The following is a 13,567-nucleotide window of genomic DNA, read 5'->3' on the forward strand; positions in this document are numbered from 1 at the left end:
CTTGTGCAGATTGACAGAGTACAGAATGATGGAACGTGCCCACTGTCGTGTCGCGGTCACATCCCTTACTCCCGATTGTCCTCGCTCACCGAGCTTGATGCCACTACCACCCGGTTACGACCACTCCGCTTGGCACTGTAAAGCGCCATGTCAGCACGATGCAGGAAGTCGTCACGGCTCTCCCCGGGCAGCGGCGTGGCGACGCCGAGACTCACGGTACACAGCAGCTCCTGCTGCATGAACGCGAAGGTCATGCCGGCAATCTTCTGACGCAGACGCTCTGCCATGCCGACAGCGGTGGCGACCCCGGCATCAGCCAGCAAGATGCCGAATTCCTCGCCCCCCAATCGCCCGAAATAGTCATTGCGCCGCAATTGCTGCTGACAGATGCCGCCCAACCCACTCAACAACTGGTCCCCGGCGGCATGACCGAAGCTGTCATTGACCCGCTTGAAGTGATCCACATCGAACAGGACCAGGGCAATCTGGTCCCGCGAGGCGGATACCAGCAACGTATCCAGCATGGAGAGGAAGCAGCTGCGGGTCATGGCACCGGTCATCGCGTCCGTCATGGCTTCATGCTCGCGCCGCTGTTCGATCAGCTTGCGTTCATTGATATTGCGCGAGACCGACAGAATCCGGAGATAGCGGCCGGTCTTGGGGTCCATCGAGGGCGTGGAGATGGATTCGAACCACAGCGTATGGCCCTGCTTGTGGAGAATTCGGAAGTCGACACGAAAGACCTCTCCAAGACAGGCGGAACGATGGACCTGCCTGGCGACGCGGTCTCTGTCATCCGGATGAATCAGCAGCTTGATCTCGCTGCCCTCGATGTCATTCACGCCAAACCCGCAAAGCCTCTCGACGGATGGACTGATGTACTGACAGATCCCGTCACTGCCTTCAATGCTGACCATGTCGCTGACGGAATCGAGAATGAATCGATAGCGCTCCTCGCTCTGGCGCAGCGCCCGCTCGATGTGATGGCGCGCCGTGATGTCGTCACAGTAACCATTCCATGTCACGCTGCCATCGATGGGGTCCATCGGTTGGGGCAAGGCCACGCAGGCCAGCCGCCGGGTTTCCCCATCTGGATGCTCATAGTAGATATCCGGCTCCCAGGGCGACTGGGTTTCGGCACTGGCGCGTGCCGATTCAAGCAGTCTTTGCCGCTCCTGGTCATTGAGATGCGACAGGAAGCGCGAGGCATCCTCAAGTGTCGCGTCAACTTCCTCTCCCAGCAGTTGATGGGCGACCGGCGATAGATAGGTATAGGTGAACTCATCCTCCCGGCTGAGCCGGCATTGAAACACCATGCCCGGCATCTGCTGTATCAGATACTCCAGCTGGCGTCGGTGAGCCTCGCTTTCACTGATGTCACTCAGTTGCCCCAACACCTCTCTGACGGCGCCTCCGGCCGCATAGTAGAGGTGCATGTCATCCTGCAGATAGCATTGGCGGCCATCCACATGGCGGAAGGAGTAACGCAGGCTGACGCTGGCACTGCGCGAGTCGACGGCCTCCTGAAAGCGTGCCTGACATTCCGCCAGGTCATCCTCGCAGATGCGTGACTGCCAGATTCGCGGGCTGGCCAGCAGCAGGTCCCGCGACAGGCCCGCCAGCATCTCGACGCCGGAGGAGATGGATTGCAGCTCCTCCAGTGGCCAGGGGCCTCGCGCACAATAGCGCACCCCCGGGGTGTCATTGAGCTGAGTCATCAACCGCTGACGTTGATTGACCGCCTGCTCCAACCGGTGATGAGCCGCGCTGATGTCACGCACCATCACGGCGACTCGAGGCGAGTCTCCTTGCTGCGTCCGGCCCAGACCCACCAGCTGGACGGAAAGACGACAATCGCCACGTGGCAAGCTCAGGCTGACGTCACACTGCAAGGTCCCGGCTCCTTCCAGACAATGCATGACGTGGGAGTGATACACCCGCTCCAGGGTCTGTCCCGCATGTGCCATGGCGGCGTCATGGTAGAGGTGCCATGCCGGATTCGCCTCATGCAGGTACAGGGAGGTTCCTCTCACCTCCAGCATGGCCATGGGGTCTCTGCTGCGCATCAGCATCATGCGATATGCCTGAAGCTGCTGTCGCTCGTGGGCAAGTGCCTGTTCTCGTAGGGAGATATCGACGACTCGACCGCAGACCGGGTGATTCGCGCCGGAGCGCCAGAGTGTTTCCTCCACCAGCACGCCGTGTCCACTGCGATCCCTGATGCGATAGGTCATCGACCCGGCAGGAGCACCGGAGGCCCGGAAGTCTCTGACTCGCTGACGATCTGCCGCCACGATCAGGGAGAACCACAGTTCGGGATGCTTGAGGAAGTCGCGCTCGCCATACCCGAGCAGACGCTCCACTGCAGGATTCAGGGTAAGGAAGCGCTGGCCGTCCGCGCTCAACATGAACAGGACATCCCCTGCGACGGCATGGTAATGGTGCAGCAGGCGGGCATCTGAGAACGATTCCAGCAATGTGAGACTCCCCTTTGGGTCAGACGTCGCCCCTCAGAGTGCGTCATCACCCCGCGCAAGACCAGTGCGTCACGCCAACGCTGGAGGGCACGTCACCGTCAAGGGCAGGCAGGCCCATGCCGCCTCCGGACTGACAATCTCGATGGGCAGCACGAAAACGCCCGACCCGGAACAGAGTCCGGGTCGGGCGTGAAGGGGTCAGAGCGGAAGGTGCTAGCCTTGTGCGGTACGTGCACCGACCATGGCATCAGCCTGCAGGGTATCCGGCTCGCTGACCGTGTCATGCGGGGCACCATCGCGGGCGACATCCTTGCGCACTCGGCTCGCCGCAGAGGGCGCCTTGGCTCGCCTCTGAGCCGCGCCGGTAGCGTGACGTCGCGTGGCAGTTTCCTGCCGCTCACCACCACGGGCGCGGGAGTGTTCCAGCAATGAACGAAAGTCATCCGGCGTCATGTCAATGCGTTCTGCGGCGGCACTCTCCTGCCAGAGAACATAGATGGCCGGCTCTTCACGCCCGAGATCCATGCCGACCACGCGTCCCTGACGTTGTGTCCCGGGGTCGCGCAGCGTCGCACCGATCAGTTCGTGGGCTTCGCGAATGGCATCGTGCATCTGAGACAGCCTGCTTTGGAAGTCAAGAGATCTGCCGAGAACAGCGGCAGTGTGGCAATACCTTCCCTGCATTGCCCCAGTACATGAACATTCGCAGGACGAAAGCGTGCCTGCATGATCTGACATGCCACCCGCGCTCACGAGCGACGTACACGGCGCATGTCAAGAGCAAAGTGTAACACATGTTCATAGTTTCGCTAATCACACCGACACCACCCACAAGAAAGCGGCACATTGCCTGCCATTCGACACTTTTCACCGCACGTTATGCCGACCAACTTCAGAGAGTGTCGCCATCTTTGTAATCTCTGTCTCTCATGCCCCACGCGAATGATGCCAAACGAAGACACGAATGCCTGGAGGACGAGCATCGCGAGGCAAGCCCTCATCTCGAGATTCAGGCGAAAAAAAACCTCCCATGACTGGGAGGTTCAAAGAGTGGATGACGCGATGTCATTCCGAGCAGCATCGAAGCCGGTCTTGGCGCCAACCCTGACCGACATACGATTGAGAGGGGACGAGTGACATTGCCTTGTCCGTGGAGCCTGAGCGCGACGCGAGAATCCTCGGGCCACTCGTCCTCACCTGGGGGAGCCTGTCGAGTCTCTGACAGGGCTCCGAATTCTGAGACCTCACCTGTGCCAGCCTGAAGAGATGGCCTCTTCAGGGAACCTCAGGCGAGGCCTTGAGTCATCTTACTTGGCGGCCTGCATGGCCAGTGCGGTGTCGAGCATGCGATTGGAGAAGCCCCATTCGTTGTCGTACCACGCCATGACCTTGACCAGACGCCCTTCGCTGACGCGAGTGTGGTTGCTGTCGAAGGTGGAGGAATGCGCATCGTGGTTGAAGTCGATGGACACCAGCGGCAGCTCGTTGACGGCCAGCACGCTGGAGCCTTCGGCAGCCTTGGTCACGATGGCATTGATCTCTTCGATGGAGGTATCGCGAGAGGCCGTGAAGGTCAGATCGACCAGCGAGACATTGATCACCGGCACGCGAATCGCCAGACCGTCCAGCTTGCCATTGAGTTCCGGCAGCACCAGGCCCACGGCTGCCGCGGCACCGGTCTTGGTCGGAATCATGGAGTGCGTGGCACTGCGGGCACGGTACGGGTCGGAGTGGTAGACATCCGACAGGTTCTGATCGTTGGTGTAGGCATGGATGGTGGTCATCAGACCGTTCTCGATGCCGACTTCGTCGTTCAGCGCCTTGGCGACCGGTGCCAGGCAGTTGGTGGTGCAGGACGCGTTGGACACGACCTGATGCTCTGCCTTCAGCGTGTCTTCGTTGACACCGAACACGATGGTGGCATCGGCATCACCGCTCGGCGCGGAGATCAGCACACGCTTGGCGCCGGCTTCGATATGCTTGGCGGCAGCGGCACGCTTGGTGAACAGACCCGTGCATTCCATCACCAGGTCAACATTCAGGCTAGACCACGGCAGTTTGGCCGGATCGCGTTCCGCCAGGATACGAATCTTGTCTTCACCGACGAACAGGTTCTCTTCGTCATGAGAGACCGTCTCGGCGAAACGACCATGCACGGTGTCGCGGCTCAACAGATGAGCGTTGAGCTTCGGATCTCCCAGATCGTTGATGGCAACGACCTGAATGCGATCATTGTATTGGCCTTCATACAGCGCACGCAGCACGTTGCGACCGATGCGACCAAAACCGTTGATGGCGACGCGTAATGTCATGACTCAACTCCTGTGGCGTATGGCAGGTGCAGGTTGGCACATGGCTTCACTGCTCGGGAAGACTTGGCGCATCCCGGGCAGACCAACGTGGCTCATGAAAGTATCCTACACGCTTTTACGTTAATTTGGCCGAAAGTCGTCCAGTCTTCAAGCAGTTTTTTTGTTAAGTTTACCGAATATTTCGAACAAATGCGTTTCCTGAGCAACGTGACGCGCTACTGTAGCCTGCTCTCGGCAGGATGACCGAGACTCCAGACTTTACAGTGCCGCCGTCACTGGCTAGCGTCGCCCTAGACAGGCACGCCCGATGCACGGGAAGCCCCCATTTCTTCGCCAGCCTCGGCGCCCTGCGCCGCCTGACCCATGAGGTAAGAGCATGTCCGTCAATCCGACCGTCGAGCGCGTGACTCAGCGCATCATTGATCGCTCCAGCGAACGTCGTGCTGCCTATGAGCAACTGATGGAAAGCCAGCAACGCCGTGGCGTCCATCGTTCCGAACTCTCCTGCGGCAACCTGGCGCACGGCTTCGCTGCCTGCGGTGAGACCGACAAGAATCGCCTCAAGCTGATGAACTCGGCCAACCTCGGCATTATTTCGTCATATAACGACATGTTGTCCGCGCACCAGCCATTCGAGGATTACCCGCGCATCATCAAGGAAGCGGTGCAGGCGATGGGGTCCACGGCCCAGTTCGCCGGCGGCGTACCCGCGATGTGTGATGGCGTGACCCAGGGGCAGCCGGGCATGGAACTGTCGTTGTTCTCCCGCGACCTGATCGCCATGGCCGCCGCCATCGGCCTGTCACACAACATGTTCGACGGCGCCCTGTTCCTGGGTGTCTGCGACAAGATCGTGCCGGGCCTGTTCATCGCCGCGGCGCGCTTCGGTCACCTGCCGAGCCTGTTCGTGCCCGCGGGCCCGATGCCCTCCGGCCTGCCCAACAACGAGAAGGCGCGGGTACGTCAGCTGTTCGCCGAAGGCAAGGTGGGCCGCGACGCGCTGCTGGAAGCCGAGTCCGCCTCCTATCACAGCCCGGGCACCTGCACCTTCTATGGCACCGCCAACTCCAACCAGCTGATGATCGAATTGATGGGCCTGCACCTGCCGGGCGCCTCCTTCGTCAATCCGGGCACTCCGCTGCGCGACGCCCTGACCCGTCACGCTGCCGAGCAGACCATCCGCAACAGCGAAGTCGGCGGCGACTATCGTCCCTTCTATCGCCAGATCGACGCTCGCGCCATCGTCAACGCCATGGTCGGCCTGCTGGCCTCCGGCGGCTCCACCAACCACACCCTGCATCTGGTCGCGATGGCGGGTGCGGCAGGCGTGACCATCACCTGGGATGACTTCACCGAGCTTTCCGCCGTGGTCCCCAGCCTGACGCGCATCTATCCCAACGGTCAGGCTGACATCAACCACTTCCAGGCAGCAGGTGGCATGAGCTTCCTGATTCGCGAGCTGCTCAAGGCGGGACTGCTGCACGACATCACCACCCAAGACGGTGGCACTCTGGCCGGCTACGTGCGTGAGCCCTTCCTCGAGAACGGCAAGCTGGTCTGGAAGGATGGCCCCACCGACAGCCTCGATGAGGACGTGCTGCGTCCGGTCGCCAATCCGTTCGCGCCGACAGGCGGCCTGACCGTGCTCGAAGGCAATCTGGGGCGTGGCGTGATCAAGGTCTCCGCCGTCAAGGAAGAGCACCGCCTCGTCGAAGCCCCCGTGAAGCTGTTCAGCGATCAGGACGAGCTCAAGGCCGCCTTCGAGGCCGGCGAGCTGGAACAGGACATGGTCGCCGTGGTCCGCTATCAGGGTCCGCGCGCCAACGGCATGCCGGAACTGCACAAGCTGACGCCCTATCTCGGTATCCTGCAGGACCGCGGTTTCAAGGTCGCGCTGGTGACGGATGGCCGCATGTCCGGCGCCTCCGGCAAGGTGCCGGCCGCCATCCACATGACCCCGGAAGCGCTGGACGGTGGCCCGCTGGCACGACTGCGCGAAGGCGATGTCGTTCGTCTGGATGCCAACGCCGGCACGCTGGAAGCCCTGGTCGAGGAAGGCGAATGGCAGGCTCGTGAGGCCGAAGGCATCTCCCGTGACAGCTACCACCATGGCCTGGGCCGTGAGCTGTTCTCCGGGATGCGCTCCCTGGTCGGTGGCGCCGAAGAAGGGGCCTCCAGCTTCGCAGGCTACGGCGACCAGCCCGGCAGCGGCCACGACCGCAATACCCACTGAGCAGCCACGCAAGTCGACTGAGGACGCCACACGATGACTCGTGAGACACCGAGCCGCTTTGCCTTGGTAGGCGACATTGGTGGCACCAATGCCCGGCTGGCACTTGTCCAGCCGGGCAGCCACACCCTCCATGACATCCACACGCTGGCCTGCGCCGAGCATTCCGGACTCGTGGAGGCCGTCCAGGCCTACTACCAGAGACTGGGGCTTGCCCCTGACGAACAACCCAAGGAGGCCTGCCTCGCCTTTGCCTGCCCGGTCCATGAGGAGCAGGTCAGCATGACCAACAACCATTGGTCATTCGCCAAGAGCGACGTGTGCGAATCCTTGGGCCTGACGCGCTTCAAGTGCCTCAATGACTTCACCGCCATGGCACTGGGCGTGCCGCACATCGAGGCCGATGAGCGACTGGCCATCGGTGAGGAACTCACGGAAGGAGCGGGCAATGATGCCGGCCCCCGCCTGATCATGGGCCCGGGAACAGGACTGGGTGTCGCGGGTCTGGTACATGGCACCCACAACTGGATTCCGCTGGCTACCGAAGGTGGGCATGTCAGCTTTGCCCCCACCGATGCGCTCGAGGATGCGCTGCTGAAGATCTTCCGGCGCTGGCACGGCAGAGTCTCGGTGGAACGCCTGCTCTGTGGCCAGGGAATGCTCGAGATCTACCGGGCGCTGGGCGAACTGCGCGGCCTGCCGACTCCGCTCGAAAGCGCTGCGGACGTCAGCCAGGCCGCCCATGCCCGCGATGCGCTCGGGCAACCCAAGGACACCTTGGCTTGCGATGCCGTGCTGCGCTTCATGAAGATTCTGGGAGACGTGGCCGGGGATCTTGCCCTGGCACTCGGCGCACGTGGCGGCGTGTATCTCTGCGGCGGCGTCCTGCCGCGCAACCTTGACCTGCTCAGGCAAAGCGATTTTCGCCGCGCCTTCGCCGACAAGAACCGCATGAGCCGTTACAATGCCGCGATCCCTACCTGGGTGGTGACCGCGCCGTGGACCGGTCTGCTGGGGGCCGCCGAGGCACTGCACAATGAAGAGGTGGCCTGACGCGATGCCGTCGGCCACGCTCCTGAACCGTCGAGGAAGCTCGAGATGATTCCTGAAAGTCTGCGCGCACTGGTGGATGCCACGAGCGGCCAACGTACCTGCGAATGGCAAGGCCGCATGCTCCTGATCCTCAACCGCGCCTGGGGCGAGCTGGTCGTCTGCCACCAGGGCGCCCAGGTGCTGCATTACCAGCCAGCATCCCAGCGCCCCTGGCTGTGGGTCACCGAGACACCGGCGGCACTTCCGGGCAGCATTCGTGGCGGCATTCCGCTGTGCTGGCCCTGGTTCGCTGACGAGTATCCTGAGGGCGAGACAGAGCTGCATGGCCCGGCGCGCAAGGCCGAGTGGCGTATCGACGCGGTAGAGGAAGACGAGGAGGAAGGCGTCGAGATCCACGCCTCTCCGCAATCTCCCCTGCACGCGGCACTCTCGCCTCGCGTCGTCATCTTCGCGGGTCGCCACTTCCTGAAGGTGGAGCTGATCACGGAAAATCGCGGCGAGAACCCGGTCAAGATGACCGGCGCCCTGCATACCTACTTTGCCGTGGAAGATGCCTTCCAGTGCCGCGTCACTGGCCTCGCCGGCGCCAGCTATCTGGACAAGCGTCAGGACTTCTCGCGTCTTGATCAGCAAGGCGAGCTGGGCATTCGCGGCCCGCTGGATCGCATCTACCAGTCAAGCCAGGTCCAGGTGCTCGAGGATGGCCAGCGCAGGCTGCGCATTGCAAAGCAAGGCTCCGACTCCACGGTCGTCTGGCACCCGGGCGATGCACCGCCGGCCGATACCAGCGTCGAGAACGCCCGTAGCTTCCTGTGTGTCGAGGCTGCCTGTACCCGCCTTGACCCCGTCTGGCTGCCGCCGGGCGCGCAACATCTGCTGGTACAGCACATCTCCCCTCTCGAACAGGAAGGGTGACACTCACGATCCATACACCACCTGTCAGCCTCCCACTGACAGGTGGCTACCGAGCGGCGATCAGCAGGCAATCATCGGCAAGTGCCTTTCCCATGGCACTGAATCGTGTCATGCCACGCCTGCCAGCGTCATTCGTCAGCTCAAGGCGCGCTGGTCAGCGACGGACTGCAGACTGGCGACACAAGCTATCCACAACCCATACGATGGACACTTCCATGCTGCAATTGACCCGTAGTGTTTCCTGGCAGGCGCTGACCCGGCTAGGCGAGGTAACCCGCAACGACCGTATTCGCGACTACTTTGCCGCGGACCCCAAGCGCTTCGAGAAGATGAGTCTCCGGGTCGGCGGCCTGTTCCTCGACTATTCCAAGCACCACATTTCCGACGAGGTGATGAAGGCACTGATCGAGCTGGCAGACCACTCTGCCCTCGTTCAGCGTCGCTCCCAGATGTTCTCGGGTGACATCATCAACGTGACCGAGAATCGCCCCGTCCTTCACACGGCCCTGCGCAGCCAGTCCAATACGCCGGTCATCGTTGACGGCAAGGACGTGATGCCGGAGATCCACAGCACTCGCGAGCAGATCCGCGCCTTCTGCGAAAGCGTGCGCAGCGGCGAATGGAAAGGCTATGACGGACAACGCATCCGCGATGTCGTCAATATCGGCATCGGAGGCTCCGACCTCGGCCCCAACATGGCCTGCCGCGCCCTGCTCAAGCATCGTCATCCGGAGCTGAACTTCCACTTCGTCTCCAACGTGGATGGCAACCACATCCAGAAGGTGCTCAAGCGCCTCGATCCGGCCACGACCCTGTTCATCGTCTCCACCAAGACCTTCTCCACGCAGGAGACCCTGCTCAATGCGAAGTCAGCACGTCGCTGGTTCCTGGAGCAGGCAGGTCAGGATGCCGACGTCGGCGCCCACTTCGTCGCGGCCTCCACCAACCGCAAGGCGGCCAAGGAATTCGGCATCCGCGAAGAGAACGTCTTCGAATTCTGGGCCTGGGTCGGGGGCCGCTATTCCATGTGGTCATCCATCGGTCTGCCGATCGCCCTCTCCATCGGCTATGACGGCTTCATGGAACTGCTGGAAGGCGCCTATGAGATGGACCAGCACTTCATCGAAGCGCCGCTGGGCGAGAACATGCCGGTCCTGATGGCCCTCATCGGTATCTGGTACATCAACTTCATGGGTGCCGAGACCCAGGCCATCGTGCCCTACGATCAAGCCTTGCATCAGCTGCCCGCCTTCCTGCAGCAGCTCGACATGGAATCGAATGGCAAGTCGGTGGACATCTTCGGGCGTCCTGTCGACTACAAGACCGGCCCGATCGTGTGGGGCGAGACCGGTTCCAACGGTCAGCATGCCTTCTTCCAGCTGCTGCACCAGGGGACTCGCTACGTTCCCATCGACTTCATCGCTTCCCTGAAGCCGGAGCCGGGTACCGAAGAGCACCACTTCGCACTGATCACCAACATGCTGGCCCAGGCCAATGCCTTCATGGAAGGCAGCCAGGATGGCAGCAACCTCGACCCGCATTACAATTGCCCGGGCAACCGTCCCTCGAGCACGCTGCTGCTTGATGAGCTGACACCGCGCAACCTGGGGGCGCTGATCGCTCTCTATGAGCACAAGGTCTTCGTGCAGGGCGTGATCTGGAACATCAACTCCTTCGACCAGTGGGGCGTGCAGCTCGGCAAGCGCATCGCAGGCGAGATCAGCGCACGCATCGATACTGACGTCCAGGCCTTCGATCCCTCCACCCAGGGCCTGCTGGCACTGGTGCGCGAGCACTTCCCGGCCGCAGGAGACAGCATGCAGCCAGAGGCAGGCGTGACCAGCACCAAATCAAGCAAGAAGGCCCCGACGGCCACCACCAAGGGAGCAACCTCCTGATGACTCCGGTAATCGCATTCGGCGAAGCGCTCGTCGACATGCTGTCCAACAAGCTCGGCGGCCAGGCCGTCGAGCAGGAAACCTTCACGCCCTACGCTGGTGGTGCGCCCGCCAATGTCGCCGTGGCCTGCGCACGTCTCGGGCTGCCCAGCCACTTCGTGGGCATGCTGGGCCAGGACAGCTTCGGTGACTTCCTGCACGACGAACTGGCCACCCATGGCGTACGCCTGGATCACGTCAAGCGCACCAGCGAGGCACGCACCGCGCTGGCCTTCGTCTCGCGCGACGAGGATGGCGAGCGTCGCTTCGACTTCTATCGTCCGCCGGCAGCTGACCTGCTGTTTCGTCCGGAACATGCAGGCCCGGAACTGTTCGCTCAACCCGCCATCTTCCATCTGTGCAGCAACAGCCTGACCGACGCCGGTATCGCGGACACCAGCTTCGTGCTGGCGTCTCGCGCACGTGCTGCTGGCTCCCTGGTCAGCGTGGATGCCAATCTGCGTCACAACCTGTGGCCGAATCAGCAGGTCGACGTGTCACTGGTCACTCGCCTGCTGGACAACGCCGATATCCTCAAGCTTTCCCAGGAAGAGGTCGAGGCACTCACTGACGGCCAGCAAGAGTCCGATTGGCTGCAGGCACGCCTGCAGGCCGGCGTCCGCCTGATCGTGCTGACCGACGGCCCGGGCACCATCCGCGCACTGGTGCGCAAGCAGAGCGGCGAGACCAGGACCGTCAGCATCACGCCGCCGGTGGTCAAGGCCATCGACACCACGGCCGGCGGTGATGCCTTCATCGGCGGCTTCCTCTCGGCGCTCAGCGAAGCCGGCGTGGATGCAGCCCTGCTGCATGACTGGTGCGAGGAAGAGAGCCATCTTCAGGCTGCGCTTGAGCGTGCAGCAGCCTGCGGCGCCTTTGCCGTGACTCGCCCTGGTGCCTATGCCGCGCTACCGACTCGAGAAGACCTCACTGCCATGCAGTGAGCGGACCGAGTGACGTCACTGGCCACCCCAGAGCCAGCGACAATCTTGAGACGCTCACGTAAAAGCCCCGCTGATCTGATGATCAGCGGGGCTTTTGGTTTTCTGAGTTCAAGTTCTTGCCTCATTTTCTGAGTACATGTCTTGAGTACATGTTCTACGTACACGTGCCAGGTGTCATGACAGCCCTGCGTCTTTTGACCAAGACCAACCAACAACAAATATGCCTGCGAAGCGCGGCAGAAAGCCACGCAATTTCCGTCTCAAGTCGGCACCTATCAGACGTAAAAAAGCCGGCCCCGAGGGACCGGCTTTCGTTAGCTTGCTAGACGTTTGAGAGCGTCTTAGAAGCCGTAGTAGATGCCGACTGCAGCGCCGTCACCGTCATCGCCAGAGCGATCGTACTGGGCGTATTCAATGTAGGTGTACATCGCGGAAGAGATGTTGTAAGTCACACCCAGGTTGAATTCGTTGAAGCTGTCGTCGCCGCCATTTTCGGAAGCCACGGTGGAAGCATCTTCAGCGTCGACGTACTGGTAGCCGCCGTAGACGTCGCCCATGCCGTAGCCGTAACGTGCGCCGATACCGTAGTAATCGACGTCAGTGTCATCTTCTTCACCAGCGAAGCGCTCAGCCTTGACGGCGATGCGCAGGGCGTCAACGGTGTACTGACCGGTGATACCGTACTGGTCGCCGATGTCACTGCCGTTGGTGGCTTCGAACTGGTCCAGGTTGTCATACACACCAGCGATGGAGAAACCGCCGACGGTGTACTTGGCACCTGCGAAGAAGGACGCCTGATTGGAATCAGTGACGTTCTCGTCTTCACCGTCGCCTTCGAAGTTGGAACCGACAGCGAACTGCAGGCCGCCCATGACCGGAGACATGTACTGAAGCTTGTTGCCTTCACGAGTCTGGCTGTCACCGTCGATCTGGGTGCTGGAATCAGTCAGATCGAAGTATTCGTTGTTGGAGATCGGATCCTGGATCCAGTCGTCCATCAGCTGATCCCAGGAACCGATACGCGCGTCACCGAAGGAACCCTTGGCACCGACGTAGGACTGGTCGCCATCGTTCAGGCCGTTACCAGTACCCTTGGATTCGTCAGCGTCGTATTCCCACTCGGCCTTGAAGTAACCGACGATGTCGTCGTTGATCTTGTGCTCACCCTTGGCACCGAAGGTGGAACCGTTGTCGCCCAGTTCACTTTCCGGGTCACCGCCGAGCTGGTCGACATAGGAGTATGCCAGCTGAACGTTGCCGTAGATGTCCAGCTTGGTGCCGTCTTGATTGTAGACGGTTGCAGCGGAAGCGGAGGTAGCAGCCAGGGCAGCAGCGCCGGCGATGGCAGTAGCCAGAAGTGTCTTTTTCATCGCGATAGTTCCTTAACTAGCGTTAACTGTTCGATCGTGTCTGCCGGTGGCAGTGGCCGAGGTTCCGGGCGCTTGATGACGCCTCTAAAACCCTGTGGCCTTGTTATTATCCAATGCTCGCAGGGAAACCATATACCGGGCTTTCAGGATGTGCAACAGAAAAAAACACTGTTTTCGATCACTGGTCCTGAACCAATACGCCGGTCAATTGTCTGGCGTGCCAACACTCTAGAGCGGAAGAATGAAGGATTCATGACAACCATGGGTTTTCTCGAGGGTTTTGACGTTCACTGATTTCCCGGCAATCAGAGCGAAGACACATTTGCCTC

The 13,567-nt window shown here is 61.5% G+C and carries 9 protein-coding genes; 5 read left to right on the top strand and 4 right to left on the bottom strand.

Features of this window, described 5'->3' with window-relative positions; genetic code table 11:
• Positions 1–65 precede the first annotated feature (65 nt).
• The 3 genes from OW493_RS10015 to gap all read right to left on the bottom strand — a co-directional run bounded on the left by OW493_RS10015 (position 66) and on the right by gap (position 4,789).
• Entirely contained in the window at positions 66–2,477 is a 2,412-nt protein-coding gene (locus OW493_RS10015) for a diguanylate cyclase (RefSeq protein ID WP_289864010.1), read from the bottom strand.
• A gap of 213 nt (positions 2,478–2,690) precedes the next feature.
• On the bottom strand, positions 2,691–3,089 hold the full coding sequence (locus tag OW493_RS10020) for a hypothetical protein (protein ID WP_289864011.1): 399 nt from the start codon (positions 3,087–3,089) through the stop codon (positions 2,691–2,693).
• Positions 3,090–3,784: 695 nt separating this feature from the next.
• Positions 3,785–4,789 (bottom strand): type I glyceraldehyde-3-phosphate dehydrogenase, encoded by a 1,005-nt coding sequence (gene gap, locus OW493_RS10025; protein ID WP_077375144.1) that lies wholly within the window; start codon positions 4,787–4,789, stop codon positions 3,785–3,787.
• Between the two features lie 376 nt (positions 4,790–5,165).
• Here gap and edd point away from each other — a divergent pair, with 376 nt between their 5' ends.
• The 5 genes from edd to OW493_RS10050 all read left to right on the top strand — a co-directional run bounded on the left by edd (position 5,166) and on the right by OW493_RS10050 (position 11,868).
• Positions 5,166–7,022 (top strand): phosphogluconate dehydratase, encoded by a 1,857-nt coding sequence (gene edd / locus OW493_RS10030; RefSeq protein ID WP_077375147.1) that lies wholly within the window; start codon positions 5,166–5,168, stop codon positions 7,020–7,022.
• 33 nt (positions 7,023–7,055) lie between these two features.
• On the top strand, positions 7,056–8,072 hold the full coding sequence (gene glk / locus OW493_RS10035) for a glucokinase (protein WP_289864014.1): 1,017 nt from the start codon (positions 7,056–7,058) through the stop codon (positions 8,070–8,072).
• A 45-nt stretch (positions 8,073–8,117) separates the two neighbouring features.
• Complete coding sequence (locus tag OW493_RS10040) at positions 8,118–8,987, top strand: D-hexose-6-phosphate mutarotase (protein ID WP_289864015.1); 870 nt, start codon at positions 8,118–8,120, stop codon at positions 8,985–8,987.
• Between the two features lie 215 nt (positions 8,988–9,202).
• Positions 9,203–10,885, top strand: a complete 1,683-nt coding sequence (gene pgi / locus OW493_RS10045) for a glucose-6-phosphate isomerase (protein ID WP_084208026.1) — start codon at positions 9,203–9,205, stop codon at positions 10,883–10,885.
• Entirely contained in the window at positions 10,885–11,868 is a 984-nt protein-coding gene (locus OW493_RS10050; protein ID WP_141392203.1) for a carbohydrate kinase, read from the top strand. The genes pgi and OW493_RS10050 overlap by 1 nt, the downstream gene beginning before the upstream one ends.
• A 341-nt stretch (positions 11,869–12,209) precedes the next feature.
• Here OW493_RS10050 and OW493_RS10055 read toward each other — a convergent pair whose 3' ends face one another.
• Entirely contained in the window at positions 12,210–13,238 is a 1,029-nt protein-coding gene (locus OW493_RS10055) for a porin (RefSeq protein WP_289864016.1), read from the bottom strand.
• Between the last annotated feature and the right edge of the window lie 329 nt (positions 13,239–13,567).

Source organism: Cobetia sp. 14N.309.X.WAT.E.A4 (assembly GCF_030397495.1).
Classification (GTDB): Bacteria; Pseudomonadota; Gammaproteobacteria; order Pseudomonadales; family Halomonadaceae; genus Cobetia; species Cobetia marina.